General features: G+C 62.5%; 20 protein-coding genes. 10 read left to right on the forward strand and 10 right to left on the reverse strand.

Annotated features, from left to right (window positions below; all coding sequences use genetic code 11):
* Window positions 1–2 precede the first annotated feature (2 nt).
* From ATY77_RS05360 to ATY77_RS05380, 5 genes are all read left to right on the forward strand, one after another.
* Window positions 3–1,925, forward strand: a complete 1,923-nt coding sequence (locus ATY77_RS05360; protein ID WP_088677919.1) for a methyl-accepting chemotaxis protein — start codon at window positions 3–5, stop codon at window positions 1,923–1,925.
* 216 nt (window positions 1,926–2,141) lie between these two features.
* On the forward strand, window positions 2,142–3,950 hold the full coding sequence (locus ATY77_RS05365) for a methyl-accepting chemotaxis protein (RefSeq protein WP_088686432.1): 1,809 nt from the start codon (window positions 2,142–2,144) through the stop codon (window positions 3,948–3,950).
* Between the two features lie 2 nt (window positions 3,951–3,952).
* Entirely contained in the window at window positions 3,953–4,429 is a 477-nt protein-coding gene (locus ATY77_RS05370; protein WP_009996542.1) for a chemotaxis protein CheW, read from the forward strand.
* A gap of 29 nt (window positions 4,430–4,458) precedes the next feature.
* Window positions 4,459–5,316 carry a CheR family methyltransferase gene (locus ATY77_RS05375; RefSeq protein WP_088686433.1) on the forward strand — a complete coding sequence of 286 codons (858 nt, stop codon included), beginning with the start codon at window positions 4,459–4,461 and terminating at the stop codon, window positions 5,314–5,316.
* 8 nt (window positions 5,317–5,324) lie between these two features.
* A complete protein-coding gene (locus ATY77_RS05380; protein WP_088686434.1) occupies window positions 5,325–6,422 on the forward strand; it encodes a chemotaxis response regulator protein-glutamate methylesterase in 1,098 nt (365 codons plus the stop codon).
* 76 nt (window positions 6,423–6,498) lie between these two features.
* Here ATY77_RS05380 and ATY77_RS05385 read toward each other — a convergent pair whose 3' ends face one another.
* Both ATY77_RS05385 and ATY77_RS05390 read right to left on the reverse strand, forming a co-directional pair.
* Window positions 6,499–7,239, reverse strand: coding sequence for a 3-oxoacyl-ACP reductase family protein (locus tag ATY77_RS05385; RefSeq protein WP_088677924.1), 741 nt, complete (start codon window positions 7,237–7,239; stop codon window positions 6,499–6,501).
* A 72-nt stretch (window positions 7,240–7,311) separates the two neighbouring features.
* Window positions 7,312–7,890, reverse strand: a complete 579-nt coding sequence (locus tag ATY77_RS05390; protein WP_088686435.1) for a TetR/AcrR family transcriptional regulator — start codon at window positions 7,888–7,890, stop codon at window positions 7,312–7,314.
* A 214-nt stretch (window positions 7,891–8,104) separates the two neighbouring features.
* On the opposite strand from ATY77_RS05390, the gene ATY77_RS05395 reads away from it, so the two are divergent.
* The 3 genes from ATY77_RS05395 to ATY77_RS05405 all read left to right on the forward strand — a co-directional run bounded on the left by ATY77_RS05395 (window position 8,105) and on the right by ATY77_RS05405 (window position 11,155).
* Window positions 8,105–8,905: an inositol monophosphatase family protein gene (locus ATY77_RS05395; RefSeq protein WP_088686436.1), complete on the forward strand. Its 801-nt coding sequence runs from the start codon at window positions 8,105–8,107 to the stop codon at window positions 8,903–8,905.
* Between the two features lie 111 nt (window positions 8,906–9,016).
* Complete coding sequence (locus tag ATY77_RS05400; protein WP_088677927.1) at window positions 9,017–10,120, forward strand: MotA/TolQ/ExbB proton channel family protein; 1,104 nt, start codon at window positions 9,017–9,019, stop codon at window positions 10,118–10,120.
* Between the two features lie 3 nt (window positions 10,121–10,123).
* Window positions 10,124–11,155 (forward strand): peptidoglycan -binding protein, encoded by a 1,032-nt coding sequence (locus tag ATY77_RS05405; RefSeq protein WP_088677928.1) that lies wholly within the window; start codon window positions 10,124–10,126, stop codon window positions 11,153–11,155.
* Between the two features lie 152 nt (window positions 11,156–11,307).
* Here ATY77_RS05405 and ATY77_RS05410 read toward each other — a convergent pair whose 3' ends face one another.
* From ATY77_RS05410 to ATY77_RS05420, 3 genes are all read right to left on the reverse strand, one after another.
* Complete coding sequence (locus ATY77_RS05410; protein ID WP_088677931.1) at window positions 11,308–11,496, reverse strand: YegP family protein; 189 nt, start codon at window positions 11,494–11,496, stop codon at window positions 11,308–11,310.
* 156 nt (window positions 11,497–11,652) lie between these two features.
* Window positions 11,653–12,645 carry a tripartite tricarboxylate transporter substrate binding protein gene (locus tag ATY77_RS05415; RefSeq protein WP_088686437.1) on the reverse strand — a complete coding sequence of 331 codons (993 nt, stop codon included), beginning with the start codon at window positions 12,643–12,645 and terminating at the stop codon, window positions 11,653–11,655.
* A 140-nt stretch (window positions 12,646–12,785) separates the two neighbouring features.
* Window positions 12,786–14,588: an ABC transporter transmembrane domain-containing protein gene (locus tag ATY77_RS05420; RefSeq protein ID WP_088686438.1), complete on the reverse strand. Its 1,803-nt coding sequence runs from the start codon at window positions 14,586–14,588 to the stop codon at window positions 12,786–12,788.
* Between the two features lie 192 nt (window positions 14,589–14,780).
* Here ATY77_RS05420 and rpmE point away from each other — a divergent pair, with 192 nt between their 5' ends.
* Entirely contained in the window at window positions 14,781–15,002 is a 222-nt protein-coding gene (rpmE, locus tag ATY77_RS05425; protein WP_008533100.1) for a 50S ribosomal protein L31, read from the forward strand.
* Window positions 15,003–15,143: 141 nt separating this feature from the next.
* Here rpmE and ATY77_RS05430 read toward each other — a convergent pair whose 3' ends face one another.
* The 3 genes from ATY77_RS05430 to ATY77_RS05440 all read right to left on the reverse strand — a co-directional run bounded on the left by ATY77_RS05430 (window position 15,144) and on the right by ATY77_RS05440 (window position 17,714).
* Window positions 15,144–15,659 (reverse strand): DUF1465 family protein, encoded by a 516-nt coding sequence (locus tag ATY77_RS05430; RefSeq protein WP_088677934.1) that lies wholly within the window; start codon window positions 15,657–15,659, stop codon window positions 15,144–15,146.
* 496 nt (window positions 15,660–16,155) lie between these two features.
* A complete protein-coding gene (locus tag ATY77_RS05435) occupies window positions 16,156–16,347 on the reverse strand; it encodes a DUF1192 domain-containing protein (protein ID WP_088677935.1) in 192 nt (63 codons plus the stop codon).
* A gap of 83 nt (window positions 16,348–16,430) precedes the next feature.
* On the reverse strand, window positions 16,431–17,714 hold the full coding sequence (locus ATY77_RS05440; protein WP_088677936.1) for an MFS transporter: 1,284 nt from the start codon (window positions 17,712–17,714) through the stop codon (window positions 16,431–16,433).
* 173 nt (window positions 17,715–17,887) lie between these two features.
* Between ATY77_RS05440 and ATY77_RS32760 the strand changes: the two genes are divergently transcribed.
* Window positions 17,888–18,052 carry a hypothetical protein gene (locus tag ATY77_RS32760; RefSeq protein WP_088686439.1) on the forward strand — a complete coding sequence of 55 codons (165 nt, stop codon included), beginning with the start codon at window positions 17,888–17,890 and terminating at the stop codon, window positions 18,050–18,052.
* Window positions 18,053–18,074: 22 nt separating this feature from the next.
* Here the strand turns inward: ATY77_RS32760 and ATY77_RS05450 are convergent, their stop codons facing one another.
* Together ATY77_RS05450 and ATY77_RS05455 are read right to left on the reverse strand one after the other, a co-directional pair.
* Window positions 18,075–18,998 carry a PhzF family phenazine biosynthesis protein gene (locus ATY77_RS05450; protein WP_088686440.1) on the reverse strand — a complete coding sequence of 308 codons (924 nt, stop codon included), beginning with the start codon at window positions 18,996–18,998 and terminating at the stop codon, window positions 18,075–18,077.
* A gap of 375 nt (window positions 18,999–19,373) precedes the next feature.
* Window positions 19,374–20,396, reverse strand: a complete 1,023-nt coding sequence (locus ATY77_RS05455) for a class I fructose-bisphosphate aldolase (RefSeq protein ID WP_088686441.1) — start codon at window positions 20,394–20,396, stop codon at window positions 19,374–19,376.
* Window positions 20,397–20,499: the final 103 nt, after the last annotated feature.

Consider the following 20,499-nt stretch of genomic DNA (forward strand, 5'->3'; position numbering starts at 1 on the left):
ACATGCGTTTCACCATTAAGCTCAAACTAGGCCTTGCCTTCGCAGTCATGACACTGCTTCTGATCGGCATCGCAGTTTATGGAAGCCTGAGCCTCGGCACCTTGAACGAGGCGAGCGGCAATATGATCGATGGACCGGTGCGCCGCCTGGAGCTGGCGCTCAATGCCAACATTGCCGAAGTCAACGCGATCCGCGCGCAGAAGAACGCACTGCTCTCCACCGATCATGAGACCGCCGCCGGCTTCTACAAGGAAGCCGACCAGAATTTGCAGGCCCTCTTCGACACCATTGACGCCGGCCTTGCCATCGCCACGGCAGAAGGCAAGGTCCATTGGGAGAAGCTGCTGGCGATCGGCGGGAAATTCCGCGAAAAATCCGCCGAGCTGCAGCAGCTCGACGCAAGGGGCGACAAAGCAGGCGCGCTGGCGCTTTCGCTCGGCGATCTCAGGGTGATGACCGACGATATGGCTGGCGCGATCACTTCCCTGATCGAGATCCAGCGCAAGAGCATGCAGGCGACCGACCATGCCAACACCGAGCTTTACGACTCGACCAAGCTCATCCTCACCACGGCATCGGGTATCGCCGTGCTCGTGGCACTCGGCGCCGCCTTGTGGATCACGCTCGGCATCAACAACGGCCTGAGGAAGATCACGAGCGTCGCAAACGCCGTGGCGATCGGCGATCTCAATCAGAAGGTCGACGTCAGGACCAATGACGAGATCAAGGATCTCATCGATACCGTCAACACCATGACCGCCAACCTCCGCGCGACGGCGGCCCTTGCCGACCAGATCGCCATGGGCGACCTGACGACCGACGCCAAGCCGCTCTCGGACAAGGATACGCTCGGCATCGCGATGCAGAGCATGATCGCCAACCTCAGGACCACCGCTGGAATCGCGGATCAGATCGCCAATGGCGATCTCACGGTGTCCCCGAAGCCGCTCTCCGACAAGGATGCCTTGGGCCTTGCGCTGGAGCAGATGGTCGAGCGGCTGCGCGGCGTCGTCGCCGACGCGATCTCGGCCGCCGAAAATGTTTCGGCCGGCAGCCAGGAGCTTTCTGCAAGTTCCGAGCAGGTGTCCCAGGGTGCCACCGAGCAGGCTGCTTCCGCCGAAGAAGCTTCCGCCTCGATGGAAGAGATGGCCTCGAACATCAAGCAGAACGCCGACAACGCGGCCCAGACGGAAAAAATCGCCCGCCAGTCGGCCAAGGATGCGGAAGCCAGCGGCGAGGCCGTCTCCCGCGCGGTCGATGCCATGCGCACGATCGCCCAGAAGATCGGCATCGTGCAGGAAATCGCCCGCCAGACCGATCTGCTCGCCCTCAACGCGGCCGTCGAAGCGGCCCGCGCCGGTGAGCACGGCAAGGGCTTTGCGGTCGTCGCTTCGGAAGTGCGCAAGCTCGCCGAACGCAGCCAGTCGGCGGCGGCCGAAATCAGCTCGATGTCGAGCGATACCGTGACGGCCGCCCAGGAAGCCGGCGAAATGCTCGGGCGCCTGGTGCCCGACATCCGCAAGACGGCCGAGCTGGTTTCGGAGATCAGTGCGGCCTGCCGCGAGCAGGATATTGGCGCGGCGCAGATCAACGAGGCGATCCAGCAGCTCGACAAGGTAACGCAGCAGAATGCCGGCGCTTCCGAGCAGATGTCGGCGACCTCGGAAGAGCTCGCCTCGCAGGCGGAAGAACTGCAGACGTCGATCGCCTTCTTCAAGGTCGACATGGCAGGGGCACGCCGCGAGCGTGCGCCGGCTGCAAAGGTCGCTGCCCGTGGCCGGGCGCAGGCAGCACCGCGCAAGCCGGCCGGCAAGGCGCCGATCAATACGGTTGCCGGTCAGCAGGCCCGTGTGAAGGGCTTTGCTCTCGACATGTCGATGGGCGGCCCCGACTCGGTCGACGAGGAGTTCAGGGAGAGCGCTTAGGGCGCTCCCGGGGGAAAGCGCATCAGCGCAATCTCCCTTCGCAATTGTCATGGGCCAGCCAGCATGGCCCGTGACGCAGGCTTTCGGCGCTTGGGGAAGCGACACGGAAGTTTATTCATGTCGTCCGTCGGTTGCGCCGGATGGAATTTCTTTGCTGCATGATGCCGCACCACTTGGACCATATTTATTGCTTCGCTCTCTGAGAGGAATATTGAGATGCGTATTACGATCAAACTCAAACTCGCGGCTGCATTCGGCTTTGTCATATTGTTGCTGGTGGGCAGCGCGGCCTATGGAATATTGAGCCTCAGTTCACTGAACGATGCTGTCGGCAACCTTGTTTCCGGTCCTGCCAAAAGGCTGGAACTGGCTCTGGAAGCAAAGACCGCCGAGCTCGATGCTGTCCGCTGGCAGAAAAATGCCCTTCTCGAAATGGATCCCGAAGCCGTCAGGAAGGACTATCAGAATGCCGCGAAGAGCGTGGACGAAATGATCGCGTTCGTGACAAGCGGCCAACAGCTCGCAACTCCCGAGGGCAAGCCGAGTTGGGACAGGCTGCTCGATCTCGCCAAACGGTTCGACGAAGGCTCCAACAGAGTTGCCTCTATCCAGGAAGGCGGCGACAGGGCAGGAGCGGTGGCGCTTTCCTCAGGAGAGGTTCGCGGCCTCGTCCTGGAGCTGGAAGACGTTTTCGAGACGCTCGTCACGCTTCAGCAGAAAGCGATGGCCCAAGCCGATAACGACACCGACATCCTCTATAGTTCGACAAAAAATACGCTGATCGGTGTAGCGGTCGGGGCTTCCGTCATTGCTTTCGCCGCTGCGCTTTGGATCGCGCTCGGGATCAACAGCGGCCTGCGCAAGATCATGAACGTTGCCAGCGCCGTCGCGATCGGCGACCTGAACCAGAAGGTCGAGATCAGGACCAACGACGAGATCAAGGATCTGGTCAACACGATCAATGTCATGACGGACAACCTTCGTGCTACAGCCGACATCGCTACGCAGATCGCCGGCGGCGACCTGATGGTGGCGCCGAAGCCGCTTTCGGAGAAGGATACGCTCGGCATTGCGCTCGAGCAGATGGTCGAGCGCCTGCGTGGTGTCGTCGCCGATGCGATCGCGGCCGCCGAGAATGTTTCGGCCGGCAGCCAGGAGCTTTCGGCAAGCTCGGAACAGGTTTCGCAGGGCGCCAGCGAACAGGCGGCTTCGGCCGAAGAGGCCTCGGCCTCGATGGAAGAGATGGCCGCCAACATCAAGCAGAACGCCGACAACGCCGCTCAGACGGAAAAGATCGCCCGTCAGTCCGCCAAGGATGCCGAGATGAGCGGCGAAGCGGTGTCGCGCGCCGTACAGGCAATGCGGACCATCGCCGAGAAGATCAGCATCGTCCAGGAAATCGCCCGCCAGACCGACCTGCTGGCGCTGAACGCCGCCGTCGAAGCCGCGCGTGCGGGCGAACATGGCAAGGGGTTTGCTGTCGTCGCTTCGGAAGTGCGCAAGCTTGCCGAACGCAGCCAATCGGCCGCCGCCGAAATCAGCTCGATGTCCGGCGACACGGTCAAGGCTGCCCAGGACGCCGGCGACATGCTCGGCCGGCTGGTGCCCGATATCCGCAAGACCGCGGAACTGGTTGCCGAGATCAGCGCCGCCTGCCGTGAACAGGATATCGGCGCCGGCCAGATCAACGAAGCGATCCAGCAGCTCGATCGGGTGACGCAGCAGAATGCCGGCGCCTCCGAGCAGATATCTGCGACCTCAGAAGAACTCGCAAGCCAGGCAGAAGAGCTGCAGACGTCGATCGCCTTCTTCAAGGTCGATACGGCAGGCGATCGTCAAACCCGCGTGCCGGCTGCCAGGATGAAGGCCCGCAATCCGCTACCCGCCACTGGGCGCAGCCTCGGCGGCAGGAGGCCCGCGGCCAATAGCGTCGCTGGCCAGCAAGCGCGGGCAAAGGGCTTCGCTCTCGATCTCTCCATGGGTGGTCCCGATGATGGGGACGCCGAATTCAAGGAAAGCGCCTAAACATGGCTCCAACATCTCTGGAAGCGCAATTCGTGACCTTCAGCCTCGGCGAAGAGATTTTCGCCGTGCCGGTTGAGGTCGTAAGGGAAATCCTCGACTATGCGGAAGCTTTCAAGATTCCGAACGGTCCCGACTATCTGCTCGGCCTGCGCGATGTGCGCGGGCAGGGCGTGCCGACGATCGATCTTCGATTGAAGCTCGGCATGACGAAGACCGAGCCGACGCCGCACACGCGGGTGCTCGTCCTCGACGTGCCGATGGAAAACCGGCTGCTGACACTGGGCCTCGTTGCCGACCGCGTCTTCGAGGTCACGCCGTTCCGGCGTGACCAGATCGAGGCGGCGCCCGATATCGGCGTGCGCTGGCGTTCGGACTATATTGCCGGCGTCGTTCGCCGTGAAAACGGCTTTGTCGTCATCATCGATCTCGCGCGGCTCTTGTCGCGCGAGGACGCCTCGGCATTGCAATCGGCGGCCTGACCGCGCGTCAACCCGGAGTACTGCGTTTTATGAGTATGGCAGCAGCGGTGGAAACCCAATTGCCGGGCGACCGGATCAGCAAGCGCAATTTCGACAAGCTTGCCCGGTTCATCTACGACTATAGCGGCATCAAGATGCCGCCGACCAAGCTGACGATGCTCGAAGGGCGGCTGCGACGCCGCCTTCGGGCAACCAATCATGCAACCTTCGACGATTATTGCGACTTCCTGTTCGATCAGGACGGTCTTGCCCAGGAAGCCGTCTACCTGATCGATGTGGTGACGACCAACAAGACCGACTTCTTCCGGGAAGCCAAGCATTTCGACTACATGCAGACGGTGGCGCTGCCGACGATTGCCAATAGCGGCGTGCGCACCATCCGCACCTGGAGCTCGGCCTGCTCGACGGGCGCCGAACCCTATACGATGGCGATGGTGCTGGCGGAATTTGCGGAAACCCGCAACGACGTTTCCTACAGCGTGCTTGCCACCGACCTTTCCACCGACGTGCTGCAGACGGCGCGCCGGGGCATTTATCCGGAAGACCTGATCGCGCCCGTGCCGCGCGATCTGCAGCGCAAATATGTGCTGGTCGCCAAGCAGCCGGGCCGCAGGGAGGTGCGCATAAATCCGAAGCTGCGCGGCAGGGTGGGCTTTGCCCGGATGAACCTGATGGACGAGAAATATCCGGTCGGCGACTTGATGAACATCATCTTCTGCCGCAACGTGCTGATCTACTTCGACAAGCAGACCCAGGCCGGCGTGCTCAACCGCCTCTGCGATTGCCTGGCGAAGGGCGGCTATATGTTCATCGGCCATTCCGAGTCGATCACCGGCTTCGACCTGCCGCTGAAGCAGGTCTCGAACACGGTGTTCCAGCGTATCTAGAGGCATTTATGCGCAAAAAAATCCGTGTTCTGATCATCGACGATTCCGCCAGCATCCGTCAGACGCTGACGCATGTGCTGGAGCAGGATCCCGATATCGAGATCATGGGAGTGGCCTCCGACCCTTTCGTGGCGGCTCGCAAGCTTCTGGAGGAGGTTCCCGATGTCATCACGCTCGATGTCGAGATGCCGCGCATGGACGGCATCACTTTCCTCCGCAAGCTGATGGCGCAGCGGCCGATCCCGGTCGTCATGTGCTCGTCGCTGACCGAAGCGGGCTCGCAAACCCTGATCCAGGCGCTGGAGGCCGGTGCCGTCGACGTCATTCTGAAATCGAAGATCGGAGCCGCCGACAGTCTGTCCGATGATGCGATACGCATTCGCGAAATCGTCAAGAGCGCCTCGCATGCACGGCTTACCACCGTCCGCCGTGCCGCTGGAACCGTCCGCTCCGCTTCGGCCGAGGGGCCGGCCAAGAAGTTGACGGCGGATGCGATGCTGCCGCCGCCGACGGGAAAGGCGATGGCGAAGACGACCGAGATGGTCGTCTGCGTCGGCGCCTCCACTGGCGGTACGGAGGCGCTGCGCGAATTCCTGGAGGAATTGCCCGCCAATGCGCCCGGCATGGTGATCGTCCAGCATATGCCGGAGAGATTCACCGACGCTTTCGCCAAACGGCTGAACGGGCTCTGCGAGGTCGAGGTCAAGGAAGCTGTAGACGGCGACCCGGTGCTGCGCGGGCATGTGCTGATTGCGCCCGGCGATAAACATACGCTGCTGGAACGCCAGGGCGCACGCTATTATGTGAGCGTGAAGACCGGACCGCTGGTGTCGCGTCACCGGCCTTCCGTCGACGTGCTGTTCCGCTCGGCGGCGCGCTCGGCCGGTTCGAATGCCATGGGCATCATCATGACCGGCATGGGTGACGATGGCGCGCGCGGCATGCTGGAAATGCATCAGGCCGGCGCTTACACGGTAGCACAGGACGAGGCGAGTTCGATTGTATTCGGCATGCCGAAGGAAGCGATCGCCAAAGGCGGCGTCGATCGCATCCTTCCGCTCGATCAGATCGCTCGTGAAGTGATGCTGACACAGCAGAGGTTCTGAGATCGGTTTCGAGCGGAACGGACCGAACCGGCGGCATCGAAGGATGCGGCCGGTTGGATTATCTTTTTGTCCCGGATCAGGCGAGGTAACCGCCGTCGATCGTCAGGCTGGCGCCGGTGACGAAGCCGGCTTCGGCGCTCGCGAGGTAAGCGGCAAGTCCGGCTATCTCCCGGTCTTCGCCCAAGCGACCGAGTGCCATCAGCGGCTTGAGCCGTTCGTGGTCATCCTCATGAGGGTTCATGTCGGTCTGGGTGGGGCCGGGCTGGATATTGTTCACGGTGATGCCGCGCGGGCCGAGATCGCGGGCAAGACCGCGCGTCATGGAAGCGATCGCGCCTTTCGTCATGCTGTAGACGGCGGACGTCGGAAAGCCGCTGCGCTCAGCGGTGACGCTGCCGATGGTGATGATGCGGCCACCGTGCTTCATATGCCTTGCCGCTGCCTGGATGCCCACGAAGGCCGCCCGGACATTGATGGCGAACATGCGGTCGAAATCCTCCAGCGAATATTCCTCGAGCGGGTTGAGGATGAGGATGCCGGCATTGCTGACGAGAATATCGAGACCGCCGAAATGTTCGACCGTCAGTTCAACGGCGTGCTGCACTGCTTTCGTATCGGCGCTATCGGCATGGATCGACAGGGTCTTGCTGCCCGCCATTGCCAGTTCGTCGACGATCTTCTTCGCCTTGTCTTGCGAACTTGCATAAGTGAAAGCGACCGCGGCGCCGTCGGCAGCGAGCCTTCGCACGATGGCAGCGCCGATGCCGCGCGAGCCGCCGGTGACCAGAGCAACCTTGCCGGAAAGTGATTGAGACATGAGACTTCCTTTCTATTTTGGATCATTTAGTCTAGAATTGGGCATGCGAATTCCAGCCGGCGCCTTACTTCGTCAGCGGAGGCTTCTGATGGCCATTCGTGCGATGCCGCGAAGTGTTTCGGGCGAAGCGCCGTTACGGGCGCTTACCTTCATGCCCGACAGGGTGGCGCCGAGAAAGTGGACGGCATCGGCCATGTCGACATCCGTTGCGAGGTCTCCGGCGTTGCGCGCCTCGCCAAGCAAGGTCTCCATCGCCGCGCGAAGCGCATGGCCGGCACTGTCGGTCAAGGCTGCGACCTCCTTGTCGGTGCGGCCGAATTCGCAGATGGCGCTGACGCCGAGGCAGCCGCGGCGGGCCTCGGCAGCGGGACGGGAGGCGAAGGCCACGAGTGCGCCTTCCAGCGCTTCGATCGGCTTGGCCTCGCGGCGCAGATCGGCCAGAATCTTGCCGATGCTATCGGCGTTATAGCGCTTCAGCGCTTCGAGATAGAGGCCGCGCTTATCGCCGAAAGTATCATACATGCTCTGCCGGCTGATCTTCATCGCCGTCAGCAGTCGGTCCGTCGAAGTGCCTTCATAACCATGTTCGGAAAACATGCCGATGGCGGCATGAAGGGCGGTGTCGCGATCGAATTCCTTATGTCGTGCCATAGGAGGGTTGCTAGCATTTCCGGACTGATTTGTCCAGAATAAATTAACCGCATGCAACACTGCACGTCTGCCATGTGCGCCTCCCCTTGAAATTTCCCCGATTTTGTGGTCTTGAGGCCGCCAATCTTTGCAGCGCTGCCTGTCATGCATGTTCAGGGACATTTCCCGCCCCTGGCAGCGCGCGCCTCATATCAGTCCCAAGGAAAATGCGCAGATGGCCCGTTCAGCTCTTCTCAATGTCATGGTTCAGGCTGCCCTCAAGGCAGGAAAATCGCTGGGGCGTGATTTCGGCGAAGTGCAGAACCTGCAGGTTTCCGTGAAGGGACCTGGCGATTTCGTTTCCACCGCCGACCGCAAGGCCGAGAAGATCGTTCGGGAAGAGCTGCTCAAGGCGCGTCCGACCTATGGCTTCCTCGGTGAGGAAGGCGAGGAGATCAAGGGCACGGACGGCGCGCATCGCTGGATCGTCGATCCGCTCGACGGCACGACCAATTTCCTGCACGGCATTCCGGCCTTTGCGGTTTCGATCGCGCTCGAGCGCAATGGCGAGATCGTCGCGGCGGTCGTCTTCAATCCGGCGACGGACGAGCTTTTCACTGCCGAGCGCGGCGGCGGCGCCTTCCTCAACGACCGGCGTCTGCGCGTCGCCGCGCGCCGGGCACTGTCGGACTGCGTCATCGGCTGCGGCGTGCCGGCGCTCGGCAAGCGCAATCACGGCAAGTTCCTGGTCGAACTCCGCCACGTGATGGGCGAAGTGGCCGGCATCCGCCGGCTCGGCTCGCCGACGCTCGATCTTGCCTATGTCGCCGCCGGCCGTTTCGATGGTTTCTGGGAAGCGGAGCTTGCCCCCTGGGACATGGCGGCGGGCATCCTGCTTATCCGCGAAGCCGGCGGTTTCGCCACCGACTGGGACGGCGGAACGGCCATTTTGGAGAGCGGCGCAATCGTCGCCGGCAACGAAGCCATCCACAAGGCGCTGATCGAGGTCATCAAGCGGCCGATCCCTGCCAAGTGAGCTGACAAAATCCGTCTGTTGTAAACTCACGGTTTTCAGCCCGGCATACTTCAATTCGGCACAATGTTGCTCTAGTCTCCGCCAGCAATGAGTTCGGAGGCTGCTGAACCTATGGAAAATGTGAATGTGGCGGAGATCGGCTCCACCGAAAAGACGACGGGCGGCTACGCCCACAGGCTTTCCAGCCCTATGCCATTCCTCTGGACGATGCTGCTCTTCCTCGTCATCGTCGGTTTCATCGCCGCCATCCTCTTCCGGCAGACGCAGACCGCCTTCATGCACAATCCGGGCCTTAACGGCCTGATCCTCGGCGTTCTCGCGGTCGGGATCATCCTCGTTTTCAACCATGTGCTGGCGCTTCGCCCCGAAGTGCGCTGGTTCAACTCCTTCCGCGCCGCCGGCAGCGCCGACAAGGTCAACCGCAATCCGCGGCTGCTTGCGCCGATGCGCGCCCTGATCGGCAGCCGCAAAAGCTCGGTGGCGCTGTCGACGACCGCGCTGCGTTCGATCCTCGATTCGATCGCCACTCGTCTCGACGAATCGCGCGACGTCTCGCGCTATCTGATCGGTCTCCTGGTCTTCCTCGGCCTGCTCGGCACCTTCTGGGGCCTCATCGGCACGATCGGTTCGATCAGCACCGTCATCCAGTCGCTCGATGCCGGCTCGAACGGAACGGGAGACGTGCTCTCGGCGCTGAAGGAGGGGCTTTCCATGCCGCTTTCGGGCATGGGCCAGGCCTTCTCCTCCTCGCTGCTCGGCCTTTCTGGTTCGCTCATTCTCGGCTTTCTCGACCTGCAGGCCGGCCGCGCGCAGAACCGCTTCTACATGGAGCTGGAAAACTGGCTCTCCTCGGTCACCGATGTCGGCTCCGATCTGGCGCCGGCCCTCGAGGCCGTTTCCGGCTCCTCCTCGGAGGATATGCGCGCGCTCTCCGAGTACCTGCGCAAGGCCTCCGAAGAGGGCGGCGTCGGCAGCCAGCGTTCCGTCGCGGCCATGGCGAGCCTTGCCGAAGGTATTCAGGGGCTCGTCAAGAACATGCGCAACGAGCAGCAGATGCTGCGCGACTGGATCGAGGCGCAGCAGGACGAGGCGAAGGCGATGCGCCGCACGCTCGACCGGCTGGCCGAACGCATCGGCCTGCAGGAGCGCGGAGGCGAGAAGACCGAGCGCCAGCGCGACCGCGCAAGCCAGACAGAGAAGAGCGAGGGCAAGTAAGCCATGGCTCTTGCCCGCAACCGCCGCCGCGAACGCACGGTGGATTATTGGCCGGGCTTCGTCGATGCGCTGTCGACGCTGCTTATCGCCATCATGTTCCTGCTGACGGTCTTCGTCGTCGGCCAATTCATCCTCAGCCGCGAGATCACCGGACGCGACGAGGTGCTGAACCGCCTCAACAGCCAGATCAATGAACTGACGCAGCTTCTGGCGCTCGAAAAGGGCAGCAATCAGGATCTTCAGGATTCCGTCGCCAACCTGCAGGCTTCGCTTGCCACCGCCGAGGGCGAGCGCTCGCGGCTGCAGGCACTGCTGAGCGCCGGCTCCGGCGGCCAGGATGCGGCGCAGAAGCGGATCGGCGCGATGACGCAGGAGCTCGACGAGCAGAAGCAGGTGAGCGAGCGGGCGCTGAGCCAGGTCGAGCTTTTGAACCAGCAGATCGCCGCCCTTCGCAGTCAGATCGCCGCCGTCGAAGCGGCGCTCCAGGCCTCCGAGGAGAAGGACCGGGTCTCGCAGACCAAGATCGCCGATCTCGGCAGCCGCCTCAACGTGGCGCTCGCCGCGCGCGTGCAGGAGCTGAACCGCTACCGCTCCGACTTCTTCGGCCGCCTGCGTGAAATCCTGTCCGACCGCGAAAATATCCGCATCGTAGGCGACCGATTCGTCTTCCAGTCGGAAGTCCTGTTTCCCTCGGGCGGCGCCGATCTCAACCCGGAAGGCCAGACGGAGATGGCCAAGCTCGCCGCGGCGCTGCTCGATCTCGCCAAGGAAATTCCGCCGGAGATCAACTGGGTGCTGCGCGTCGACGGCCACACCGACAACGTGCCGCTTGCCGGAACCGGCCGCTTCCGCGACAACTGGGAACTTTCCTCGGAGCGCGCAATTTCCGTCGTCAAGTTCCTGATCGGTCAGGGCGTGCCGGCCGACCGGCTCGTTGCCGCCGGCTTCGGCGAGTTCCAGCCGATCGCGCCGGGCGATACGCCGGATGCCCGCGCCACCAACCGCCGCATCGAGCTGAAGCTGACCGAGAAATGATCAGTCCCGCATAGAGGGCCGTGGCTGCTCCGGCTGGATGGTGGGAAACTGCACGACAAAACGGCCGTTGGGCCAGTCGCGCCCATCGGCGTCGGTGTTGCTCGTGGGCGCGGAAGGGCAGAGCGGCGCTCACGCCGCTGCTGCCGCCTTGATCAGGCTTCGGCCTTGGTCGTATCGACGATATCGGCGCCGGGCGAGTTCTTCTTGATGGATTCGATGGCGTTCAGGGCGGATGCCTTCGCCTTGTAGCCTTCGGAACTGAACATGGTCTCGCCGTTCGATGCCTTGAAGCGGAAACGGAATTCGCCTGATTTATCCTTGTAGACTTCGAATTTATACATTGATGTCTCCCAAAACGCTGAATTCCAACCATCAGCTTGGCGGAGGCTAGACCAAAATGGTGAGCTTTTCCACTACCTTAATTAGAAATGGATTGCATGGCGTCCAATTGCCGCCGCTTCGATTGGACGCAAGCGAAGGAGAGGTGAGCGCCGGCATCACTCCATCTGGATGTTCGCGCCCTTGACGACCGGTCCCCATTTGGCGAGTTCGGCCTTCATATGGGCGGCGAGCTCTTCCGGCGTCGAGCCGACGATGGTGGCGCTGAATTCCTTCATGCGTTCGGCAACGGCAGGATCCTTGAGCGCCTTGTTGGCCGAGGCATTGAGGCGCGTCACCACCTCGCTCGGTGTGTTGGCCGGGGCAAAAAGCGCGTTCCAGGTATAGGTTTCATAGCCGGGTATGCCGGATTCGGCGATCGTGGGCACATCAGGGAAGGAGGGCGCGCGCGCCGCGGTGGTTACCGCCAGCGCCCTTAGCGTGCCGGCCTTGATGTGGCTGGAGGAGGAGGGCAGGTTGTCGAACATGATCGGCACCTGGTTGCCGATGACGTCGTTCAGCGCCGGGCCGGCGCCCTTATAAGGGATATGCTGCATGCTGACGCCGGCCATGCTCTTGAAGAGTTCGCCGGACAGATGCAGCGGCGTGCCGTTGCCCGAGGAGGCATAGCTGTATTTGTCAGGTTCGGCCTTCAGCAGCGCCACCAATTCCTGCACGGTCTTTGCCGGCAGTTCCGGATTGACGACCAGCACGTTCGGCACGACGACGAGCAGCGAGACTGGCGCGAAATCCTTTTCCGGGTCGTAGGGCGTCGATTTCAGGATCAATGGGTTGAGGGCGTGGGTCGCGACCGTGCCCATCAGAATGGTGTAACCGTCCGGGTCGGCGCGGGCGACGTTGCCGGCGCCGAGATTGCCGCCGGCGCCGGCAACGTTCTGCACGATCACCTGCTGGCCGAGATCCTCCGACATCTTCTGCGCGACGATGCGGGCGACGACGTCGGTCGAGCCGCCGGCCGCGAAGGGCACGACCATGGTGATCGCATGATCGGGAAAATCAGCGGCGACGGAAACCGTGCCGAGACCGAGTGTAGCGGTCAGGCCGAGTGCGAGCGCAAGGCCCGTGCGTCGCGTGATATCGGAAAGCGCCATTCCTATCTCCTCCCAGGAATTTCAACAGCAATATCCCCACCCGGGGCATGAAGAGGGTAGGGCAGGAGGCGCGAAAGGCAACCGCAGCAAGGGTGCGGCGGCATGAAACTTTAGTTGTTGTCGACGGGAGCTTGTGCCGGCTATTTCGCGGCGGCGAGCACATCCTCGTGGGCGGCATCGAATTGAAGCCGGGCCAGCCGCGCATAGATGCCGCCGTGGCGGATCAGGCTCTGGTGCGTGCCTTCCTCGGCGATGCGGCCCTGGTCCATGACGAGGATGCGGTCGGCCTTCAGCACGGTTGCCAGCCGGTGAGCGATGACGAGCGTCGTGCGGCCGTCCACCAGGCCGTCGAGCGCCTTCTGCACCAGCGTCTCGCTTTCGGCGTCGAGCGCGGAAGTCGCCTCGTCGAGCAGCAGCACGGGCGCATTCTTCAGGATGGCGCGGGCGATGGCGATGCGCTGGCGCTGGCCGCCGGAGAGCGTCACGCCGCGCTCACCGACTTCGGTCTCGTAACCCCGGTCCAGCCGGGCAATGAATTCGTCGGCCTGGGCGGCAATCGCTGCGGCGCGGACCTCGTCACGGGAGGCGCCGGGGCGGCCGAAGGCGATATTGTCGTGGATCGAGGCGGCGAAGATGGTGACGTCCTGCGGCACGATAGCGATGCGCTGGCGCAGTTCGTCAGGTGTCGTCAGCCGCGCGTCGACGCCGTCGATCTTCACGCTGCCCTGCTGCGGATCGTAGAAGCGCAGCAGCAGCGAGAAGACGGTGCTCTTGCCGGCGCCGGACGGACCGACGATCGCGACTGTCTCGCCGGGCGCAATCGCGAAGCTCAAGCCGTGCAGCGCCGATCTGCCGGGGCGGGAGGGATAGGCGAAATGCACGTCTGCAAATTCGACGTGGCCGCGGCTGGGCGAAGGAAGGGCTTCCGGGTTGGCAGGGGCGGCGATCGGCGAAACTTCATCGAGAAGCTCGGTCAGCCGGTCGGCGGCACCTGCCGCCTGGGAGAGTTCGCCCCAGACTTCCGACAGCGCGCCGAGCGAACCGGCCGATATGACGGCATAGAGCAGGAACTGGCCGAGCGTGCCGGCCGAGAGCGTGCCGGCAAGCACGCTGTGGGCGCCGACCCAGAGCACCGCGACGACGCTGCCGAAGATCAGCGTGATGGCGATGCCGGTCAGCAGCGCGCGGGAGCGGATGGCGGCGCGGGCGGCGTCATAGGCGGATTCGACGGCGGTGCCGTAGCGGACCTCGGCAGCGTGCTCGCCGTTGAAGGCTTGGACGGTGCGGGTCGCGGCGACCGTCTCATTGGCGAAGGCCGACGCTTCGGCAAGCGTATCCTGGGCGGCGCGGGACCGTTTGCGCACCGAACGGCCGAAGGCGACGAGCGGAAAGACGATCAGTGGGATCGCGCCGATGACGAGGCTCGAAAGCTTCGGCGAGGTGACGATCATCATGCCCATGGCGCCGAGACAGAGGATGAGGTTCCTGAGCGCCACCGAGGCGGTGGCGCCGACGGCGGATTTGATCTGCGTCGTATCGGCGGTCAGCCTCGAGACGATTTCGCCGGACTGGTTGACATCGAAGAAGGAGGGCGACAGCCGCGTCACATGGGCAAAGACATCGCGGCGGAGGTCGGCGACGATGCGCTCGCCGATGGTGATGACGAAATAATAGCGCAGCGCGCTTGCGACCGCGAGCACGATGGCCATGACCATCAGCATGCCGAAGTAGCTGTTGATGAAGCGACCATCGGAGTGGGTGAAACCGTGATCGATCATGCGGCGCACGGCAAGCGGCAGTGCCAGCGAGGTGATGGCGGCAAGCGCCAGCGAAATCAGCGCGCCCGCCACCAGGCCGCGATAACGCATGACATAAGGCGTCAGCCTGCCGAGCGGCCGCAGCGACCGCCTTTTGTTTTCCTCAGCCCGTGCCTGTTCTGCCAAATCGTCTCCGTTCGCCCGCAGGACCAGCGTAATGCGCCCTGTTGGCTCTTGTTATCGCGGCGTCCTTCATGTATAGGCACCGCATCCTAATGGGAAGCCGTAGCCATCCGACTGCGGCTTCATTTATTCAAACGGTTCGTTGGCCGCAACTGCATGCGGCAAAATGAACTCCGGTATCGCAGGAAGATTGTTATGAAGGCAGGCATCCATCCCGACTATCACGTGATCAAGGTAGTCATGACCGATGGCACCGAATACGAAACCCGCTCGACCTGGGGTTCGGAAGGCGCTGTCATGAACCTCGAAATCGATTCCAAGTCGCATCCGGCGTGGACCGGCGGCAACCAGCAGCTCATGGACCGCGGCGGCCGCGTTTCCAAGTTCAACAAGCGCTTCGGCGGCCTCGGCCTCTAATCGCTTCTGCCCGACGGAATTCGAAAAGAGCCCGGTTCTACCGGGCTTTTTGCGTTTGGGGATGCCGGCTCTCATCGGCAAATAAAAAACCGGCTGCGCGCAGGCGCAACCGGTTTCGTCTGTAATTCTATGAGCTCGGGATCAGTTGTTGCCGAAGGCCGTCTGCAGCAGGGAAAGCTGGGCCTGGACGCTGTTCTGATTGTCGGGAACGATCACGGCTTCGGACGGGCGGTAGATTTCGCGATCGAGCAGGGCGATGCGGTTCTGCAGGCGCAGCGAGCGCTCGACGAGATCGCGGAAGGATTCCGGCAGGTCGCCCCAACCGGGCGCGGCGCGATCGACGTTGAAGCCGTCGAGGCGAACTTTGTTCTTCTCAGCCAGCACCTGATCGCGAGACATTTCGCCGTTGTTGACGGCGCGCTGCAGCAGCAGCCAGGAGGCCATCTGCATCAAGCGGGTGGTCAGGCGCATCGATTCCGCGGCGTAGAGAACGGAGGCCATGCGCGGCAGAACCTTGGAGGCTGCGCGGCCCTGGCCGTCGAGATAGGCGGCGGTTTCTTCAACCAGCGACATGCCTTCCGCATAGAGTGCCTTGAACTGCGAAGATGCAGCGGCGCGGCCTGCAAAACTGATCGTGTTCACTCCAACTTCCGACATCGCAATAGTCCCTGTTGCACGCAGCTACTTATGGTCAGGTAACGCCGGCGCCATGGGAAAAGTTTCCGGGCCGGTCTTTATGTCTTTAAGAATGGTATCATTAGCGCAATTGCGCAAGCCGTTTCTTAAGAAAGGGTTAATCTCCACAGTTTCGTGGAAAGCAGCCGGCCATAGCAAAAAGAAGAGCCGCAAAAGCGGCTCTCAAGGTAAAACAGGGAGAAAAATCAGACCAATTCACCGCTTGGAAAACTGTCTGAGAATCCAGAGAAAATCTGGACGAGTACAGTAATATCTTAGAAAGCTTAATAATTTATTAACATTGTGCCGAAGTAAGACTTGAGGCCGGCTCATTTTTGCTATCCAGCCCATTGTTTTTTAAATGGGTTTTCGCGGCTCGGGCGGATTGCGATCCTTGAGAATCGCTCGAGCCCGCGCCTCAGGTCCTTGGTTTGCTGGATGACGCAGCCTGCGAAATCGCCCGCGGGCTTTTCTCAGTTCAAGAGCGGAAGAAGCTTTCCGCCGCCTGCCGGCCGGAAGCCTTGCGGGCGGCCTCGGCTTCGAGCCGGGCGATCTCCGTCTTCAACAGTTCCACCCGCGCTTTCAGTTCGTCCACCGAAAGCAGGGAGAGATCGGCGCCGATCTCATGGGCGGCTTTCTTTTGCGGCCGGTCGTCATCGATGAAGCTCATGGTTCCTCCTCCGTTGCGAAAGTTCGGCGATACGGATTCCGAATTTAGGCCGGTCCGGCCTGAATTCATCCGTATCGGTTGTTTTATCCGAACTTTACAGCAGGATCGCCGCTTTCGGGAGACTTGCTGCCGGTGCCGCGGTCGGCCAGCGACATGCTTTGCGGTGTCAGCATCGGCGCGGTGCCGGTCGGAATCGTCGTGTAGGCGTCACGGTCGCTCGCCGGCACAGCGGCGCGGATGCGGCTTCTGATGATGGCGTAAACGGTGATCAGCAAGTGGGCGATGGCGGTGACGAGAAAGAGCGCATGCGGGCTGATTACCGACATGACCGGGCCGCCGATCGTCGGGCCGATCACCGTGCCGACGCCATAGAGCAGCAGAAGGCCGCCGGAGACCTTGACGAAGTCCTCGGCCGCCGCGAAGTCGTTCGCGTGGGCGACGGCAATCGGATAGAGGGTGTTCGCCACCGCGCCATAGAGAACGACGAGCCCGATCAGCAGGACGGCGGAGGTCGGATGGAGCAGGAAGATCAGCAGGCCGGCCAGCGCCGCGATCGCCGACATGGCGGCGAGCACGTAGCGCCGGTCGATCCGGTCGGAAAGGCGGCCGGCCGGCAGCTGCATCACGGCGCCGGCGAAGATGGTGGCGCTCATCATCACCGCGATGCTGGTGTCTGAAAGGCCGGCGCCGGCGCCGAAGACGGCGCCGAGCGTGCCGTAGGCGCCATTGGCGATGCCGACGAGCAGGATGCCGAGGCAGGAGACCGGCGAGTTGCGATAGAGCGCCGGCAGGTCGAGGCGCACCGCCTTCAACGGCTGCGGCGAAGCGGCGGTCGACAGCGTCGTCGGCAGCATGGCGATGCAATAGAAGATGCCGCAGATCATGAAGAGCACCGGCGTGCGCACGTCTTCGAGCGGGATCATCATCTGGCCGCCGACGACGCCGATCAGCGTGATGCCGATATAAAGCGAGAAGATTGCGCCGCGGCTCTCGTTGCTGGCACGCTCGTTCAGCCAGCTTTCGATGATCATCGAGGTGCCGGCGGTGGAGAAGCCGGTCACGGCACGCAGAACCACCCACCAGAACGGATCGATGATGATGCCGCTGACCAGCGCGATGATGGCGATGATCGAGATGAAGCCGGAGAAGGCTCTGACATGGCCGACGCGGCGCACCAATTTCGGCGCCACAAGGCAGCCGATGACGAAGCCCCCTGCCCATGATGTGCCGAGCAGGCCGAGCGTCGTCGTCGCGTAGCCCTCGATATTGCCGCGCACCGGAAGCAGGATGCCCTGCAGACCGTTGCCCATGAAAAGGAAGAGCGTGCCAAAGAGCAGCGCGGCGACGGACAGCAGGTTTCTCTTCATTTCCCCGACTCAGGTCTTAAGCGATTTGACAAGACATAAGGCAAGAGCAGCGTCAGCCCAGCCTCAAGATGATTGATTGTGCCCCGGAATGCCGTTACGGCGTGTAGCGGTCCTCTTGTTCGCGCGGAAAAATGTCTGTCCTGTGGCATTCCGAAAAACGGAAAAAATAAAGCATGACAAAGCTGATAGCCTTGCTGCTCATCCTTGCCATGGCGATACAGGTGATCAAGCCGCTCGGGCTTCCCGGCTTCAGGCGCCGGATGGATTTCTGGAAGATCGCGCTGATCGCCTTCGGCATATGGTCGGTGGCGCTGCTGTCGCGCGATTTCCTGATGTAGGCCCGAGCTGAGCTCGGCTGTGTCAGTCTCGCAGGGTGATTTCTCCGCGCATGACGGAAACGCAGCCTCCCGAGATGACGACATCGGTGACGATGCCGCCGGACTTGGTGACATCCAGCGCGATGATGCTGCGGCGGCCCATCTCGACGCCCTGTTCGATGGTGATGCGGACCTGCATGTCAGTCTGCGGCGCAAGCGAGACGAGATAGGCGCCGAGGGCGGCAGACGCGCTGCCCGTCGCCGGGTCCTCGGGCACGTTGTCGAGCGGCGCGAACATGCGGGCGCGAATGGTCCAGGGATCCTCGGGCGTCCTGACATAGACGAAAAGCGAGAAGTCATGGCCGCTGGTCGTCTGGCGGCCGGCCGCCGCCTGGAAGCCGGCGAGGTTCGGGCGGGCTGCGGAGAGCGTCTCCAGCCCGTTCAGCTCGGCGACGGCGAAGTTGAGACCAACGGACGCAAAGACCGGGGCATGGGTGGTCGTGACGACGGCGCCGGGGCCGAGCGAGATGCAACCTGCGACAGTCTCCCTTGCGATGGCGTCGCCGATCGTCAGCGGCTGCGGCGCGCGGATGGCAGTGGCCGTAACCCTTCCGCCGCTGCGCTCCAGGCTGACCTCGACGATGCCCGCCTTTTCTTCGAAACGCAGTGTATCGCCGACCGCTTTGCCGAAGAGCTCAGCCCGCTGGCCGAGCACGTAGGCGGTGCCGACATTTGGATGGCCGGCGAAGGGTATTTCCATCGTCGGGGTGAAGATGCGCACGCGGGCGGAATTCTCAGGGTCATCAGGCGGCAGGACGAAGGTGACTTCGGAATAGTTGAATTCCGTGGCAATCTTCTGCATCGCCGCATCGGTCAGACCGCGCGCATCTGATATGACGGCAAGCGGATTGCCCTCGAAGCGGGTGGAGGTGAAGACATCGACGGTGACGTAGGAGAGGGTGTCCATAGCGGCTCCTGTTGTGGCAGGCCGCTATGAGTAAGCATGGTTTTTCAGGGAATGAAGCGGTTTCTTGTCGCCGTGACAATGAGAGGGTGAGCGTCTTACACGCTAGACCGATTTCGTAGGCAATTCCCCGGCAGTGAGTTCGGATGGAGAGGAGAGCCTCTCTCCGACCTCCTTCATTCCTGTGCCTGTCACAGGAATCCAGCCACGGCGCGTCGGCGCCGTGAATGAATCAATACACAAGGGGAAGGAGTCTATCGCGCCCAAGGACTTGGGCGCACTGGATTCCTGTGACGAGCACAGGAATGAGGGAGGCGAGGGGTCAGCAGGAGCCGCAGCTTGTGGTTGCCGCCCCCGCCCGAATCCCAAGTCCAAAAATCAAGCCGCCTGTTCCAGGTCCTTCTTCCAGCTGCCCTTGGCGGCGAGGCTGTTCATCTCGGCGCGGTGGGTGAATTCGCGCTGGCCGGCGGCGACGTTCTCCTGCTTGCCGTTCCAAGCCTTGAGCGCGCTGTCCTGCAGGGCGCGGCCGTAGGAGAAGGTGACGAGCCAGGGCAGGTCATGGCCGTTGATCGCGGAGAGGTGGGCGGTCGCTTCTTCCGTGGTCTGGCCGCCGGAGAGGAAGGCGATGCCGGGAACGGCGGACGGAACCGTGCGCTTCAGCACCTGGACGGTGCGTTCGGCAACCTCGGCGACCGAAGCCTTGCGGGCGTTCTTGCCGTCGATGACCATGTTCGGCTTCAGGATCATGCCTTCGAGGCTGACGCGGGCTTCGGCAAGTTCCTCGAAAACGATGCGCAGCGTGGATTCGGTGACTTCGGCGCAGCGGTCGATATTATGATCGCCCGGCTTGCCGTCCATCAGGCATTCCGGCTCGACGATCGGAACGATCTTGGCTTCCTGGCAGAGAGCCGCATAGCGGGCGAGCGCCTGAGCGTTGGCGCGGACCGAACCGCGGGTCGGCAGCGACGAGGAGATGGCGATGACGCCACGCCACTTGGCGAAGCGGGCGCCGGCTTCATAATATTTGGCAAGGCGTTCGCCGAGGCCGTCGAGGCCTTCGGTGATGGTTTCGCCGGGGAATTTGGCCATCGGCTTGGCGCCGGTATCGACCTTGATGCCCGGAATGCTGCCTGCAGCGCGGATGATGTCGACGAAGGGCATGCCATCGGCGGCCTTCTGGAAAAGCGTCTCTTCGAAAAGGATGACGCCGGAGATATATTTCTTCATCGCCTCGTCGGAGCGGAAGAGCATCTCGCGGTAGTCGCGGCGGCTCGTTTCGGTCGATTCGAGGTTGATCGTGTCGAAACGCTTTTTGATGGTGGAGGTCGATTCATCGGCCGCAAGCAGTCCCCGGCCGCCCGCAACCATCTGCACTGCAATGTCTTCCAGTCGTTCGCTCATCTCGTTCTCTCCACAGCGTTAAACATCGGCGGTTTAAGAATATAGGACGGCGATAACAGAAGTTTATAGTGAGGAAAATGGAAGGCTAAGTCATTGAAACGAT

It is taken from the genome of Rhizobium sp. R634 (assembly GCF_002211305.1).
In the GTDB taxonomy this organism is placed as follows: Bacteria; Pseudomonadota; Alphaproteobacteria; order Rhizobiales; family Rhizobiaceae; genus Rhizobium.